Raw genomic sequence first — 16,672 nt, 5'->3', positions numbered from 1 at the left:
TAACAATATCTTTAGCAGATACTCACCCTAAAGTATGTTTTTAAATCCACTTTCCCAATACCTTGCCTACAGATTATTTATACTTGTTTTTTCGGTGTCGCAGCGGCCATAGATGGCTGTCATCTCAAGTAAATGCTTTACCTGTTGCTGTGCAAACTGCTTGTCTTTCAGGCGCCACTCCCAGTTTTTATCTATCGTAGAAGGTACGTTCATCACTGCATCTGCACCTAAACGCAGCACATCCTGCACCGGAAGTATAGCCAACTGTGCCACCGAACCCAGCGCCAGGTGCATCATCACATCGGCTACATTATCGGCATTTAACTTGTGGTTGCTGTACTCGCTCAGGCGGTGCTTGTCTTCCTTACTGGCCTGCTTTTCGTACCAGCCCCGTACTGTATTGTTATCGTGGGTGCCGGTATACACAATACTATTTACTTTGTGGTTGTGCGGCGCATACGGGTTATTGGATATATCATCGCCAAAGGCAAACAGCAGCACCAACATACCGGGCAGGTCAAACTTATGTATCAGGTCGCGCACCGGCTGGTCTATCTCACCTAGGTCTTCGGCAATGATTGGCATGGGGTGGTGCTTTTGTTTGATGATCTTGAGAATCTCATCCCCGGGGCTTTTTACCCAGTTGCCTTTAATAGCCGTTTCTTCTCCTGCAGGCACTTCCCAATAAGCAGAGAAAGCCCTGAAGTGGTCGAGGCGAAGCAGACCGAAAAGCTGAAGATTATGCTCGATGCGTTGTATCCACCAGTCAAAATGGTGTTTTTGCAGTACTTCCCAGTCATACACTGGAGTACCCCAAAGCTGGCCGGTTTCACTGAAGTAGTCTGGTGGCACTCCGGATACTGCCGTTGGGTTTCCGTCTCTGTCCAGCTTAAAATACTTTGGATTTGCCCATACATCGGCGCTGTCGTGGCTCACATAAAAAGGCATATCTCCCAGAAAAATTATACCCTTCTGGTTGCAATAGTTTTTCAGCTTTTGCCACTGCCTGTACACCAGAAACTGCAGGTACTCCTCAAACTCTATCTTTTCCGAAAGCTCATCATCCAGTTCCTGCATGGCACCTTCTTCGCGGTACTTTATTTCCTGCGGCCATTCTACCCAGCTTTTATGGTGGAAGTGGGCTTTGTAGGCAGAGAAGCGTGCAAAGTCGTCGAGCCAGGAACGGTGCGTTTTCTGGAACTGCGTAAAATCCTTCCAGATCACATCGGGCAACTCGGATTTAAAAAACGCATAGGATTTTTTGAGCAGCGCAATTTTATACTTGGCAACAGCCTTAAAATCTACCCTATCCTCCGGAAAGCTTTGATCTGTCTCGAGATCTTTGGTTTGCAGCAAACCATCCTGCTGCAGAAGCTCCGGGCTGATGAGCAGCGGGTTACCGGCAAAAGCAGAGTGACTGCTGTATGGCGAGTTTCCATACTCATGCTCGGTTGGGTTTAGCGGTAATATCTGCCAGTAACGTTGCCCGGCCTCTACCAGCAGGTCGCAGAATTTATAAGCCTCAGGCCCCATGTCGCCTATACCAAAGCGGGATGGGAGGGAGGTGATGTGCAGCAATAAGCCGCTGCTGCGTTTAGGTATGATCATGATGCTGTTGCTGTTAAAAATGCCACCGGAAATGTCTTAAAAATTTCTGCCAGGGGAATTGTGTTGCTGCCTTGCCACGTGTCTTTGCCAAACACGAAACTCCATTGCGAAGGCGCGTCCTCTGGAATTTCAATGGCTGTGTCTTCCCATACTTCGGCACCCAACGGAAGGTTACTTTTCGAAACCAGTTTTGTTAACAGCAACGGGACAACTACAATAGCCCACTCATTTTTAAAGTGACGTGCAAAGGCTAGTGCATGGTTTTTATACTTGCCAGTTACATTTAGCGGTATGTACTCGCCGTGGCTAAACAACTGCTGGAAATAATGCCGTGCATTCAGCGCTTTGTAGATCAGGTACAGCTTTACTTCTCCACTTTCCCAATTTTGCAACAGTTCGCGGTGTAACTGGTAGGTGTTTTGGTTTTCATGCTGGCGGATACGGAGTAGGTGGTGCTGCCGCAGCCTGTAGTCTACAGGGCGGCGGTTATCTGGGTCTACCAGGCTCAGGTCCCAGAGCTCCGTTCCCTGGTAAATATCTGGTACGCCTGGGCAGGTGATCTTAAGCAGCGTTTGGCAGAGCGCGTAGATCCAACCGTAGTGCGCCACCTTCCGGAAGAATGGCAGGAAGGAATTCATAAAGCCGGAATTCTCCTCCAGCAGTTGGCGTACCAAATCCTTTACAGCTTGCTCATAAGTCTCATTCGGATCAGCCCAGTCACTGTTTACCTTGGCTTCACGCAGTGCTTTTTCAAGGTAAGTCTGCAGGCGCTCTATCAGACTGTAACCGGCCTCACCCTCTGATGATAGCACGCCAATTATGGTCTGGAAGATGAAGTATAAATCGTTGGCCGTAGGTTCTGAAGTATACTTTCTGCTGATCTCTATCCACTGCTTTACATGCTCCTCCCACTCTTCGGGTAGTTCGCTTAGCACGTTCAGGCGCATGCGGGCACCCTCTCCGCGTTTGGTGTCGTGGGTGGCAGTGGCGTTTAGTGAGTGCGGGTATACCCGTTGCCGGTACAACATCCGCTCATGAAATTCCTCCGTCTCCAAATGGAAGATATCCGGACTGTTGCCTACTTCGTTCAGCGAGATGAGGCGGTTATAGTTATAGAAGGTAGTATCCTCCACGCCTTTAGCCGCCAAAGGCCCTGTAAACTGCTGGCTACGCATTACAAAGTATAACTTGTGGTGCTTTGTATCAGCTGTATCATCGGGTGTTAGGGTAAACAGGGAGTGCAGGTGCTGTAACTGCTCCTGTAGCTTTGGAGCCTGCTCCTGTGCCTCAGCAAAGGCTTTATCTACTACCTCCATCTCACCTGCAGAAAGCGGCAGCCGATTGCCGTAAATGCAGTACACGGGGAAGGCTGCCAGTACAACGGCCAATGCTTCGCGCCATACTTCGGCATCGGACAAAGGTATCAGGTGCCGCTCCTGCAGCACACGTAACAAATTATCCAGCTCACCCTGCATATGATTTTTGAGGATGAACATTTTCTTGTTGAATACCAGTTGCTCGTAATTAGTAGGCGCATCCGGCACCAGGCGGCGATAGACTTCCGTTAGTTTGCGGCGGCCACTGCCGGAGGTGTACAGGTTGCTAACCCAAGCGAGAAAGTCGTAGCCGCTGTTGCCCTGAATCGGCCAACGCTCCGGCAACTGCTCTTCGCCCTCCAGTATCTTCTCTACAATAATATACTTCTCTGGCCCTGCCAGTTCCCGCAAACGCTTCAGGTAAGTACTCGGGTCGAAGAGGCCATCCACGTGGTCTACCCGTAGGCCCTGCAGGGTGTTGTTATGGCACAACTGCTGTATAAACTGGTGGTACTGTACAAACACATCCTGTTTTTCCATGCGCAGGCAGATGAGGTCGTTTACCGTGAAAAAGCGACGGTAGTTGATCTGCTTCTCCGTTTCCTGCCAATGGCAAAGTATAAAGTGCTGCTGGTCCAGTAGTTGTTTTAGTTGCTCCTCATCTTTATTTATCTGTGCAGTAACTTTAACCAAAGCGCTTTTTAGCAGCTCCGAAGTATAAAGCTTCTTTTTATAGTTTGTCCAGGCAGCAGGGGTAATGGTTTCTTCCTCTTCAAAGTGTTGCAGCTCCTCCAAAAACTGACCTGTAAGCGGTGTGATACCCGGTTCGCTGGAACTCTTCAGAGCTTTTTGAAACAAGGTATGGTAGGTGGAAAGGCTTAAGGGATAGGCATTCTCAAAGTATACTATCTTCAGACCATCTTCCTGTAACTCCACCTTCAGTTGCTTTTCCTCCAACACTTTATCCAACTTATCTCCCAGGAAAGGCACCATTACCTGCCCGGCAAAGTCCGGGTGCTTAAAGTCGATGTCGAAGAAAGTATAAAAATTTGACTGCGGGCCCTTTTCCAGCACATCCATCAACCACACGTTCTCCGGATGATAGGCCATGTGGTTGGGCACAATGTCCTGCAGCCATCCCATGCCTCTGCTCTTCAGTTCTTCGGCTATCTGCTTCAGCTCCTGCTGCGTGCCTAAGGCCGGGTTAATGTTGTAGGGAGCCGTTACATCGTAGCCATGCTCGCTGCCGGGCCTTGCACAGAAGATAGGAGCCGCGTAAATGGTGCTGATGCCCAGCTCCTGCAGGTAGGGGAGCAGGTGCAGCGTTTGCTTTAAGGTAAAGCCAGGCGATAGCTGTAACCGGTACGTAGCCGACGGAATGTATGCCATGCTTATACTTTAAGGTTAAGGTTCTGGTATAGTTTTTCGAACTGATGGCACCATGCGGCAGCCTCGGTATCACCGTTTTCGCTTCGTTTTTTCAGGTCTAAATAGCCGTTTTGCTGCATATAAAAAGCGATGTTCTGTGCCTGCCAATAATCTGTTTCCAGCTTAGATCCCTCCAGTACGTCAAGCAATTCAATTAGCACGTTCATGGTATCCATGTTATGTGGCTCTTGCTGTATCTTCTTCATCATTTCATCAACCCGGTTGGTAACGGCAAACTCCAGTTGGCTGTAGTTTAGCCTGACACGCATGCGCTGCACCTCTTCGAGCAGCCTTTTTATCTCAGTTGTGTTCGGTGTCTCGCTTTCAAATTCGCGCAGCAGCTTAGTATTTACGATGTATTCTACCGTGGTTTGCAAAGGACGAGGCAGTTTCATGCCAATTGTTTTTATGGCCGAGATAAGCGGGTAGTTATTGTCGTACAGTTGCTGGAAATCGTTTTCTACGCCCTGCATGGTGGTAGCCAGTACCTGATCGAGTATCTTCTTCTGATCGTCTTTAAACAGGTGCCAGAAAGAGTAACTGTGCGACTCAAAATGTTTGTCCAGCAACATGATCACTTCGCTTACATTGCCCCTTTCAAAGGCCGCTTTCAGTTCTGCTTTAAGGCTCTCGTAGCTATCATGATCCATAAATTCGCGCACCCCCCCGAATAACTGATGGTCTCCGAGGTGCAATGCCGCAAAGGTTATGGTTACCTCTTCCCAAGTTATTTTTGATTTAATGTTGGCGCGGCCTGTTACCAGTTTCTGCTTGCCGGCCTCTTGCAGCTCATAAGCTTCTGAGGTTGCCTTAAAGCTATAAAGCTCCTGCTCTGTATCGGTCTTGCTCTCGAAAAGTGAGGAGATGGCATAGTGCGCCCCCACGCGCAGCAGATCGATAATAGTAGGGGCAACAAAGCTGCGATAGGCTTTTGCTGCGTTGCCCTGGTCTTTCAGATTGCTCTTTGCGTTCTCCAGGTACTCCAGGAACTTCTGTTCATAGTCTTTGCTGCTTACTTCTTTTGCCAGTTGTATAGCGCGTGCCGCATAAAATACATCCTGCATCGTTTCAATACCAGTCACTTCATCAAAGAACCATCCGCAGCTGGTATAGATTAGCAGGGTGTGGTACTGCATTTCCATCAGTTTCAGAAAGCGCACTTTTTCCTCCTGGGTCAGCTCCCTGGTAGTATGGCTTTCGAAGAAATTCTCCACATTCTCCTCAGACCGGTCCATGATCACTTGGATATAGTCGTTGCGGGTGGCCCAAGGGTCAGCACCAAGTTTCCCGATCTCCTCGCTGTAAAGCGGTGCAAGTTCATCCCGAAGCCAGTCGAACGCCTCGCGCAGGGGCTTTCTCCATTCCTGGTTCCAGTGGGCATGGCCTCCGGTATTACAGCCGCAATTGCTGCGCCAGCGTTCTACACCGTGGGCACAGCTCCACGAAGTTTCTTCTATGATCTGTGCCTCGTACGTTGGCGGGAATTTTTCGAGGTACTCTCCGTAAACCGTTATTTGAGCCTGGGTCTTTTCCTGTATATGATGCACTGCGTATGATAGAGCCATTTCTCCGAACCGGTGGTGGTGGCCGTACGTTTCGCCGTCGGTGGCGATGTGCATCAGCTGCGGTTCTTTGCTTTTATGGTCCAATGCGTCTACCAGCCTGTTGGCAAATGACTCACCGCTGTTTAGCAGCCTTTCAAAAGCAATACCCTGGGAAACCGGTCCATCGTAAAAGAAAAGCACGATCTCTTTGCCAGAGGGCAGCTTGCACAAGTATGGACGGCGTGGGTTTATGTTGGCTCCCTCAGCGTTATGCCATTCCTTTTCCCCGATCTTCCGGAATTGTTTTGCCTGGTAAGGAGAGAGAATGGTAAACTTAATGCCATGCTGTGCCAATACCTCTAAAGTAGGCGTATCTGCAGCGGTCTCTGCCAGCCACATGCCCTCCGGGTCTCGGCCAAAGCGTTTCTTGAAATCATAGATTCCCCATATTACCTGTGTATGCTTGTCACGCTCGTTGGCCAGCGGCATGATAATGTGATTGTATACCTGCGCTAAAGCCGAGCCGTGACCGGAAAAATGCTGCATACTTTGCTTGTCGGCGTCCAGTATGGCCTGGTAGGTGTCAGGTTCATTTTTCTCCATCCACTCCAGCAGAGTAGGGCCAAAGTTGAAGCTGATGTTGCTGTAGTTGTTGGTGATGTCTACTATTTTGCCTTTGTCATCCAGAATACGGGAGGCAGAGTTTCGGGCATAGCACTCGTCTGTGATGCGTTCGTTCCAGTCGTGGTAGGGTGCCGCAGATTCCTGCAACTCTACTTCGTTAAGCCATGGGTTATCGCGTGGTGGCTGATAAAAGTGGCCGTGTATGCATATGTATTGTTCCATGTTATTTCTGTTCCTGAAGTATAAGTATAGATTCTGCCGGTATTGTGATCTCCGTCTGCCCCTGCAACTCCTGAGGCAATGAATGTCCTTTTCCACTCCACATAGGGTCGGCAGAGGAGAGCAATACCAGCCAGTTTCCGTTAAATTTTTCCTGATTGAGTTTTACCGTCTTTGGTGCGGTACTTATGTTAAATAAGCAATAGATATACGGCGGTTTTGTAAAATGGATTAAGTGCAGCACCTTCTCGTGCTCATCCATGTATGCCTCTACTTTATCTTTATCAGGTGCAGCAAGCGCAGGAGATGATTTTCTGAGCAGGATGAGCCGCTTGTAGTACTCGCGCAAGTGCAGTTGGTTTGCGTCGGAAGTATAGCTATGCCGTAACCTGGACTGCTTAAATGTTTTTTCGCTTTGCGGGTCGGGTGCCTCGCCTTGCCAGGCAAAAGACGCAAACTCTTCGCGCCGGCCTTTGCGCACTGCTTCAATCAGGTCTTCGTCTCCGTGGCTCACAAAGTATAAAAACGGGTTCTGCTCTCCATACTCTTCCCCCATGAACAGCATAGGCAGGTAGGGCGAAAGTATAACCAAGCCAGCTACTACCTTCTGCATCTCATAGCTTACCAACTGCGAGAGTCGTTCTCCGAGCATACGGTTGCCTACCTGGTCGTGATTCTGGGAAAACACGACAAACTGTTGGGCCATGTTACGGGCTGTAGAACTACCGAACGTGCGTTTACGGTGCTCCGAGTACAGGCCATCATAAACAAAAGCATGGGTCATTATTTTTGCCAGCTGCTCTGCCGTTCCAAAGCCGACATAGTAGCCTTCCTGCTCACCAGTTACCATCGCGTGGATCACATGATGAAAATCATCGTTCCATTGCGCCGCCAGGCCGTAACCGCCACGCTCTGTCGGGTTGATAAGGCGTACATCATTCAGGTCGCTTTCAGCTATAAGTATAAACTCCCGGCCTTCCTGCTCCTCCAGCTGGTGCACATGCTCCTGCAGCTCCTGCAGAAAATGCTTAGCACTATTGTCGTAAATGGCATGTACCGCATCCAGGCGTAGCGCGTCGATGTGATAATCCCGGAACCACATCAGGGCATTTTGGAAAAAGAAGTTGCGTACGGGGTCAGAGTAGGCGTCGTCGAAGTTAATGGCCTCGCCCCAGGGAGTGTTATACTTGTTAGTGAAGTATGGACCAAAGTCGCGGAGGTAGTTCCCTTCTGGGCCAAGGTGGTTATATACTACGTCCAGTATCACGGCCATACCCTGTGCGTGGCAGGCATTTACCAACTGCTTTAAACCATCGGGGCCACCATAGGAGTTTTGCACTGCATACGGAAATACACCATCGTAACCCCAGTTGCGGCTGCCCGGGAACTGCGCCACCGGCATTAGCTCGATAGCCGTTATGCCCAGGTTTTTGAGCTGCGGCAATTTTTCAATAACGCCTTCAAAAGTACCTGCTTCCGAAAAGGTGCCCACGTGTAACTCGTAAATAATATACTGCTGCAGCGGCACGCCTTTCCATTTTGTGTCTGTCCAGGAAAAGCTGTGGTGGTCTACTACTTCTGAGGGTTCGTGTACGCCGTTTGGCTGTGAAAGCGAAGCGGGGTCTGGTCTTTCTTTCTCCTCATCAAGCAAAAATGTATAGCGTGTACCCGGTGTTGCTTCTTCTGCCAATGCTGTCCAGTAACCGAAGGCTTCTTGCTGTAAAGGAATATCCTGTGGTTTTGGTTTGTGCAATCTAACCTTCACATCTGCTGCATCAGGTGCCCACACTGTGTACAGCGTTCCTTCGCCGGGGTTGTACTTTGCTCCTATTTCTCTCCGAATAGACATACTTGTAGGGTTTTTTACAGCACGTATTAACTGGCTTTTTAAGCAATAAGTTGTGGATTTTTAGCAAATAGAGCGGTATGGTAAGTGTAGTGCAGCAGGTCCGTTTACAGGAGCATCGGGTGCAGTTACGAAACATATAATATGATTTAAAATATTGTCCGAAACATATTTTAACCAGCACAGTACCTACATAACTTAAGAAGAAATCACTACATGGAAGGACTAGAAGGAACCAAACGTGTTGTCATAGAAAATGTAAAACCGCAGATCAATTGCGGACGATATCCCGCCAAGCGCGTGGTGGGAGAACAGCTCACCGTTACAGCCGATGTTTTTGCTGATGGACATGATGAAGTAAAAGCCCAGCTTATTTACAGGCACACCCGACGGAAAAAGTGGGAAGAGGTGCCGATGAAGTTTCTGGGCAATGACCGCTGGGAAGCCTCGTTTACGCCTGACTCAATGGGCCGCTACGAGTACAGTGTGCAAGGCTGGGTAGATCACTTTTATTCGTGGCAGAAAGGCCTGAAGAAGAAGTATGAAGCCAACCAGGATATAGCCGTGGAGCTGATGATCGGAGCAGAGCATCTAGAAAATGCCGCAGCCACATCCAAACCCGGCCAGCAGAAACGGCTTAGGAAGTGGGCAGAGCAGTTACGCAATGTAACTTCTGTGGCCGATGCCGTTGCCCTTGCCACCGGGCCCGATGTAAGCGAACTGATGCATGCATGCTGTGAGCGCAGTAACGTGAGCACCTATGAGAAAATCCTGCAACTGGATGTAGAGCGGCAGAAAGCACTTTTCAGCACCTGGTACGAGTTTTTCCCGAGATCAGCAGCGCAGGAAGGTGGTCGTCATGGCACCTTTGGAGATGCAGCGCGTTTGCTGCCGCGCATCGCTGAAATGGGCTTCGATACGATTTACCTGCCACCTATACACCCCATCGGCCGCGCTTTCAGAAAAGGCAAGAACAACTCTGTAACCTCAGAACCTGGAGAGCCTGGATCACCGTGGGCTATTGGCGGCGAAGAAGGAGGCCACGATGCCATACTTCCGGAGCTGGGTACGTTGGATGATTTCCGGCAGTTTGTGCATGATGCCAGAGAGCATGGCATCGAAATAGCCCTTGATTTTGCTATCCAGTGTTCACCAGACCATCCCTATGTAAAAGAGCATCCGCAGTGGTTTAAATGGCGACCAGATGGCATGGTGCAGTATGCCGAGAACCCACCTAAAAAGTACCAGGACGTGCTGCCTGTGAATTTTGAAACGCCAGACTGGCAAAACCTCTGGAAGGAGTTGCGAAGAGTATTGCTTCACTGGATTGACCAGGGCGTGTTCATCTTCAGAGTAGATAACCCACACACCAAAGCCTTTGCATTTTGGGAGTGGGTGATCGCTGATATTCATAAAAACCATCCGCAGGTTATCTTCTTATCCGAAGCCTTTACGCGGCCACGTGTGATGGAACGCCTGGCTAAGATCGGATTTACCCAGACCTATACTTATTATACCTGGCGTAACACTGCTGACGAACTGAAGCAGTACATGACAGAACTAACTCAAACTGATTTACGGGAATACTACCGTCCAAACTTCTGGCCCAATACTCCGGACATTAACCCGGTGGCGCTGCAGGAGGGAGGCGAAGCGGCGCATATTACGCGCGTGGTAATGGCGGCTACCATGTCGTCTAACTACGGTTTGTATGGGCCGGTGTATGAGTTCGGTATCGCTACGCCAGTGCCCGGCAAGGAAGAGTATTTAGACTCTGAAAAGTATGAGGTAAAGCACTGGGACTGGGGCAAAATGACCAAGATCCGGGAGGTGATCACGCTCATCAACAAGATCCGCAAGGTAAACCCGGCGCTGCAAACCACCTGGAATATCATCTTTGGCGATACCGATAATCCTAACCTGCTGTGCTATGCAAAATGGAGCGACGATCTGAAGAACAAGATGCTGATGGTTGTAAACCTGGACCCGCACAATACACAGGCAGGCTGGGTAAAAGTGCCGATCTGGAAACTGAACATACCCCAGGGGCAGCATTACCTGGTGCACGATCTGTTAACGGAGCGCAAGTATACCTGGCACGACGAATGGAACTACGTGGAGTTAAGGCCGCATGAAATGCCGGTGCACGTATTCCGCATAGAAACAGCCAACCCCGGCATGGGACACGATAATTTAGACGATAACTGGTTACCATCTGATCACCTTACAAACGAATAAGCTAAACCACCCTGTACCAACACTATGGCAGACGAGAAATTCGAACTAGACGACAACATCCATTGGTATAAAGATGCCATTATTTATGAGCTGCACATCAAAGCCTTTAAAGATGGCAGCGGCGACGGCATCGGCGATTTTAAAGGCCTGATGCAAAAGCTGGATTACCTGGAAGATCTAGGTGTAACAGCCATCTGGCTATTGCCTTTCTATCCATCACCTCTCCGTGACGACGGGTATGACATTGCAGATTACCTAAGTATAAATCCTAACTATGGTAACATGCAGGATTTTAAAGCCTTTGTGCGGGAAGCGCATCGCCGTGGGTTAAAGGTAATTACAGAGCTGGTTATCAACCATACTTCCGATCAGCACCCTTGGTTCCAGCGGGCCCGCCGTGCCAAGAAAGGCTCTAAGTACAGAGACTGGTATGTTTGGAGCGATGATCCGAACAAGTATAAAGACGTTCGCATCATCTTTACCGACTATGAGCCAAGCAACTGGACTTGGGACCCTGTGGCAGAACAATACTACTGGCACCGCTTTTTCTCGCACCAACCCGACCTGAACTACGACAACCCTGCCGTACAGAAGGAGGTGTTTAAGGTGCTGGATTACTGGTTTGATTTGGGTGTGGATGGTTTCCGTCTGGATGCTGTGCCATACTTGTTTGAACGCGAAGGCACCAACGGCGAAAACCTGCCCGAGACGCACGACTTCCTAAAAAAGCTGCGCGCGCATGTAGACCAAAAGTATACCGGAAAACTGCTTTTGGCAGAGGCTAACATGTGGCCAGAGGATTCAGCATCATACTTTGGAGACGGCGACGAATGCCACATGAACTACCATTTCCCGATCATGCCGCGCCTGTTTATGTCCTTGAAGATGGAAGATCGTTACCCGATCATCGACATCTTTAACCAGACACCGGCCATACCCGAAAGCTGCCAGTGGGCCATGTTCCTGCGCAACCACGACGAGCTGACGCTGGAGATGGTAACCGATGAGGAGCGCGACTACATGTATAAAGTATACACCAAAGACCCGCAGGCACGCATTAATCTTGGTATTCGTCACCGCCTGGCCCCGCTGCTGGGAAATGATCGCGCCAAAATTGAACTGATGAACATTCTGCTTTTCTCGATGCGTGGTACACCAGTGGTATACTATGGCGATGAGATAGGTATGGGTGATAACTATTATCTCGGTGACCGTGATGGCGTGCGTACGCCGATGCAGTGGAATGATAACCGCAACGCCGGCTTCTCCGATGCCAATCCGCAGAAGTTATATTTGCCAGTGATCATAGATCCAGAGTATAAGTATGAATCGGTTAACGTGGACACGCAGAACCATAACGCTAATTCGCTGCTCTGGTGGATGCGCCGCACTATTAACATGCGCAAGCGCTACAAAGCCTTTGGCCGCGGAAGTATACGATTCCTTTCTCCATCTAACTCTAAAGTGCTGGCGTTTATACGTGAGTATGAAGACGAAACCATACTTGTAATTGCCAACCTGTCGCGTTTTCCGGAGGCAGTGGAACTGGATCTGAATGAGTACAAAGGGCATGTGCCGGTAGAGGTGTTCAGCAAGAACAAGTTTCCGGGCATAAAGGATGAGAACTACCTGTTTACCATTGGTGGACACGGCTATTACTGGATGGAGCTTAGGCCACAGGAGGCTGGCCAGGAAACAGTGGACCAGCAAAGCAGGCCGGCTGTGCAGATCAGTTCTTTAAAAGAGCAGCTTACCAGCCAAACGATAAAAACTCTCGAAAACCGGGTGCTGCCATCTTACATCATGCAGCGCCGCTGGTTTGGCGGCAAAGCCCGTACGGTGCAGCGCATGCAGATCGTCAAAGATTTGCCAATGCCTTTTGGGCGGCAGGCGGCGTCGCTGCTGCTAATAGAGGTTAGTTATAACGAAGGATTACCAGAGCTTTACCAGCTACCAATTGCGTTTGCAACCGGAGAGCAGGCCGACGAGATCAGCAACTCTAATGCAGCGAGTGTGGTGGCGCGGGTAGTGCAGAATGGGCAGGAGGGTATACTTTATGATGCCCTGTTCAATGAAGAGTTCAGGCAGATGCTGCTGCAGATGCTGGTAAAACGCAAACGCATCAAAGCAGACGGTGCAGAGCTTGTAGGCTTCAGCCACCGTGAGGTTAGCTCCATGATGAACGAAGCGGGTAATACTCTCTCATCCAAAATTCTTTCAGCGGAGCAGAGTAATACATCTATCGTATTCGGCAACTCACTGTTCCTGAAAGTATACCGTAAGCTGGACCGTATCATTAACCCGGATGTGGAGGTGGTGCAGGTGCTGACGGATAAAGTTGGCTTTGAGCATGTGCCGCGCTTTTTAGGTACACTGGAAGAGCACGAGCAGGGACAGAACCCGATGGTGCTGATGATGCTGCAGGAACTGGTGCCAAACCAGGGCGATGCCTGGAGCTACGTAGGAGATTCTCTTAAGCGTATGTTCGAGCGCATCCGTACCCAAAACGACCGCATGAAGCTGAAACCGGCATTAGGTTCGCTTTCGCGTCCGTTGGCATTTTCAGATATCCCTGATGAGATACAGATGCAGTTGGGAGGAGCCCACGTTGAGCGCATCGAGCTGCTGGGGCAGCGCACCGCCGAAATGCACCTGGCGCTTAGCAACATCTACGATAATAAAGACTTTGTGCCGGACAACTTCTCGCTGCACTACCAGCGTTCACTGTACTCATCGCTTATCTCACTGGTGCGCGTAAACTTCGATAGCTTAGCAAAGCACCTGAATAAACTCTCAGAAAATGTTCGTGTAGAGGCAGAAGAAGTGCTGCAAATGCGTGAAGAGATACTGGAAAGACTAAAACTGATTTTCTCCAAGAAGATTGACACTCTGAAAATAAGAACCCACGGCGATTACCACTTGGGGCAGGTGCTATTTACGGGTAAGGACTTTTACATTATCGATTTTGAGGGAGAACCAGCCCGTTCGTTTAGCGAGCGCAGGTTAAAGCGATCTGCACTGCGCGATGTAGCCGGTATGATCCGCTCGTTCCATTATGCTGCCTACAGCGCATATTTCCAGCAAGAAGGCCTGCGAAAAGAAGAGGCAGAGTACCTGGAGGCATGGGCAGAGCAGTGGTACCACTACGCCAGCAATTTCTTTATGCACAATTACCTGGGCAGAACCATGGGTACAGGCGTAGTTCCTCCAAACGAGGAAGACTTTGAAGTACTGATACAGACGTTCCTGCTGGAGAAAGCGATCTATGAGCTAGGATATGAATTAAACAACCGTCCGGATTGGGTGCTCATCCCGATCAGAGGCATTAAATACATCATGAGGAAGTATAGTAATGGCTAAGAAGAAACTAGACAAAACAACCGAGACAGGAAGTATGAATGCAGCTGGCGGAGCCGATGCAAAAGCCAAAGGTGCAGCAGCGGAGAAATCCGGTACACGGAAAAAGAAAGAAGCACCTGTGGCAGAGATGGGCGCACCGGTAACAGAGCCGGCTAACGAGACAGCCTCTAAACCAGCTAAGGGTAAGGCAGCCTCAAAAGCAAAGGATACTGCTACTAAGTCTGCTGCAAAAAGCAGGAAGACCGGAACAGCAGCAAAAGATGTGGAAGTTCCGGTTGCCACAGGAGACGGCTCAGTGCAAAAACCTAAACTGAAATCTGCCGGAACTGGTAAATCTAAAGCCGGAAAGGCAGAAACAAAGGTAACTACAGCTGCTAAGTCTAAGACAACAAGAAAGATGGCAACTGTACCAACTACTGCAATGCCTGAGGAAGTTGTTCCTGTAGAGCCACCTGCGCAGGTGCAGGAGCAAAGGGCGGTATACCCGATTAGTCAGCTCTCGGAGTTTGATGTGTACCTGTTTAAAGAGGGAAGGCATTACCAGCTTTATGAAAAGCTTGGCTCGCACCCAATGGAGCATGCCGGCCGGCAAGGTACTTACTTTGCTGTATGGGCCCCTAATGCGGAACAGGTTTCGGTAATGGGCGATTTTAACAGCTGGAGCCGCGATAGCCATCAGCTGTTTGTACGCCATGACGGCTCCGGCATCTGGGAGGGCTTTATACCTGAAGTAAGTAAAGGTATGTTGTACAAGTACCATATCAGGTCGCAATACAACATGTACCAGGTAGAGAAAAGCGATCCGTTTGCCTTTGCCCGTGAAGTGCCTCCCCAGACTGCTTCCGTGGTAAGTGACTTAAAGTATGAGTGGCAGGACGATACCTGGATGCAGCGACGCAAAGAACTGACAGGTCAGCCACAGCCTTACAGTGTGTACGAGTTGCACTTAGGCTCCTGGCGTCGCAAAGCAGAAGACAATAACCGGCCTTTGACATACCGTGAGCTGGCTGAGGAACTACCGGCATATGTGCAAAATATGGGCTTCACGCACGTGGAGCTGATGCCTATCATGTTTCACCCGTTCAGTGGCTCTTGGGGGTACCAGATAACCGGTTATTTTGCCGCACATAGCTTGCTGGGTTCGCCGCAGGACCTCATGCATTTGATCGATGTGCTGCACCAGCATGGCATTGGTGTTATACTTGACTGGGTGCCTTCTCATTTTCCATCAGATGAGCACGGATTGGCATACTTCGACGGTACGCACCTTTTCGAGCACGCCGATCCGCGAAAAGGCTATCACCCTGACTGGAACAGCTACATTTTTAACTATGGTCGAAACGAGGTACGTTCTTTCCTGATCAGCAATGCGCTTTTCTGGCTGGATAAATACCATGCCGATGGCTTGCGTGTAGATGCTGTGGCCTCGATGTTATACTTAGATTACAGCCGCAAAGAAGGAGAGTGGATACCAAACGAGCACGGCGGACGCGAAAACCTGGAGGCTATCTCATTCCTGAAAGAGTTTAACCAGGCAGTGCACGATCAGTTTCCGGATGTACAGACGGTAGCAGAAGAATCTACGGCCTGGCCTGCAGTAACAGGTAAAGTAGAAAGCGGAGGCTTAGGCTTTAATATGAAATGGATGATGGGCTGGATGAACGATACGCTGCATTACTTCTCCAAAGATCCGATCTACCGCCGCCACCACCAAGGTGAAATTACCTTTAGCTTGGTTTATGCCTTCTCCGAAAGGTTTATGCTGCCGTTGTCGCACGATGAGGTAGTGCATGGTAAAGGAGCTTTGCTGCGCAAGATGCCAGGCGATGAATGGCAGCAGTTTGCAAACCTGCGTGCGCTGTACGCCTACATGTACGCGCACCCGGGTGCTAAACTGCTATTTATGGGCGGCGAGATTGGCCAGTCTACTGAATGGAACCACGATAGCAGCTTAGATTGGCACTTACTGCAATATGGTTATCACCAAGGCATACAGGAATCACTTCGCGATCTGAATAACATTTATAAAGCAGAGCCAGCACTTTATGCCCGTGGTTTTGAGCCGGAAGGTTTTGAGTGGGTAGATTATCATGATGCGCACAACTCTGTCATTAGCTTTATCCGCAAAGGTGCAACGCCAATGGAGGAGTTACTGGTTGTGTGTAATCTTACGCCTGCATTGCATGAGCATTACAAATTGGGTGTGCCGCATTTAGGAGAATATATACAGGTATTTAACAGCGACGATGGCCGCTACGGGGGCAGCAATGTGCAAAACACAGAACCACTCCACGCAGTACCGGAGTCTTTCCATGGCCGCGACAACTCCATTATACTTAAGCTGCCGCCATTGGCTGTGGTATACTTTCAGTTTAGAGGATGATTTTGTTAGAAATATAAGAAATTAGCAACAAAGAGACGCATCACACTGCGTCTCTTTGTTTTTCTACACGGTAGCCATACTTGCGGCAGGGAATAGAGGAGCAAAA

7 protein-coding genes are annotated in these 16,672 nt (G+C 49.5%); 3 read left to right on the top strand and 4 right to left on the bottom strand.

The genetic code is table 11. The features are described 5' to 3' along the window. Positions 1-66 precede the first annotated feature (66 nt). From malQ to treZ, 4 genes are read right to left on the bottom strand one after another with little or no spacing between them, the layout of a single operon-like run. Positions 67-1,608 (bottom strand): 4-alpha-glucanotransferase, encoded by a 1,542-nt coding sequence (gene malQ, locus H8S84_RS05800; protein WP_187066297.1) that lies wholly within the window; start codon positions 1,606-1,608, stop codon positions 67-69. After that, positions 1,605-4,313 (bottom strand): malto-oligosyltrehalose synthase, encoded by a 2,709-nt coding sequence (treY, locus tag H8S84_RS05795; RefSeq protein ID WP_187066296.1) that lies wholly within the window; start codon positions 4,311-4,313, stop codon positions 1,605-1,607. Before treY ends, malQ begins: the two co-directional genes overlap by 4 nt. Before the next feature lie 2 nt (positions 4,314-4,315). Next, positions 4,316-6,742 (bottom strand): DUF3536 domain-containing protein, encoded by a 2,427-nt coding sequence (locus H8S84_RS05790; RefSeq protein ID WP_187066295.1) that lies wholly within the window; start codon positions 6,740-6,742, stop codon positions 4,316-4,318. A 1-nt stretch (position 6,743) separates the two neighbouring features. Further along, positions 6,744-8,588 carry a malto-oligosyltrehalose trehalohydrolase gene (gene treZ, locus H8S84_RS05785; RefSeq protein ID WP_187066294.1) on the bottom strand — a complete coding sequence of 615 codons (1,845 nt, stop codon included), beginning with the start codon at positions 8,586-8,588 and terminating at the stop codon, positions 6,744-6,746. A gap of 213 nt (positions 8,589-8,801) precedes the next feature. Here treZ and H8S84_RS05780 point away from each other — a divergent pair, with 213 nt between their 5' ends. From H8S84_RS05780 to glgB, 3 genes are read left to right on the top strand one after another with little or no spacing between them, the layout of a single operon-like run. After that, a complete protein-coding gene (locus H8S84_RS05780; protein ID WP_187066293.1) occupies positions 8,802-10,823 on the top strand; it encodes an alpha-1,4-glucan--maltose-1-phosphate maltosyltransferase in 2,022 nt (673 codons plus the stop codon). A gap of 24 nt (positions 10,824-10,847) precedes the next feature. Then, complete coding sequence (gene treS, locus H8S84_RS05775; protein WP_187066292.1) at positions 10,848-14,183, top strand: maltose alpha-D-glucosyltransferase; 3,336 nt, start codon at positions 10,848-10,850, stop codon at positions 14,181-14,183. Then, complete coding sequence (glgB, locus tag H8S84_RS05770) at positions 14,176-16,566, top strand: 1,4-alpha-glucan branching protein GlgB (RefSeq protein WP_187066291.1); 2,391 nt, start codon at positions 14,176-14,178, stop codon at positions 16,564-16,566. The genes treS and glgB overlap by 8 nt, the downstream gene beginning before the upstream one ends. The last annotated feature ends 106 nt before the right edge of the window (positions 16,567-16,672 follow it).

This window comes from Pontibacter cellulosilyticus (assembly GCF_014306105.1).
Taxonomy (GTDB): Bacteria; Bacteroidota; Bacteroidia; order Cytophagales; family Hymenobacteraceae; genus Pontibacter; species Pontibacter cellulosilyticus.
The sequence above is the reverse complement of the archived record's forward strand: the minus strand, read 5'-3'. Positions and strand labels throughout refer to the sequence as shown.

Excerpts from the sequence above, each read along its gene's own strand:
- malQ (WP_187066297.1), bottom strand. The coding sequence starts at position 1,608 with ATGATCATACCTAAACGCAGCAGCGGCTTATTGCTGCACATCACCTCC.
- treY (WP_187066296.1), bottom strand. The coding sequence starts at position 4,313 with ATGGCATACATTCCGTCGGCTACGTACCGGTTACAGCTATCGCCTGGC.
- H8S84_RS05790 (WP_187066295.1), bottom strand. The coding sequence starts at position 6,742 with ATGGAACAATACATATGCATACACGGCCACTTTTATCAGCCACCACGC.
- treZ (WP_187066294.1), bottom strand. The coding sequence starts at position 8,588 with ATGTCTATTCGGAGAGAAATAGGAGCAAAGTACAACCCCGGCGAAGGA.
- H8S84_RS05780 (WP_187066293.1), top strand. The coding sequence starts at position 8,802 with ATGGAAGGACTAGAAGGAACCAAACGTGTTGTCATAGAAAATGTAAAA.
- treS (WP_187066292.1), top strand. The coding sequence starts at position 10,848 with ATGGCAGACGAGAAATTCGAACTAGACGACAACATCCATTGGTATAAA.
- glgB (WP_187066291.1), top strand. The coding sequence starts at position 14,176 with ATGGCTAAGAAGAAACTAGACAAAACAACCGAGACAGGAAGTATGAAT.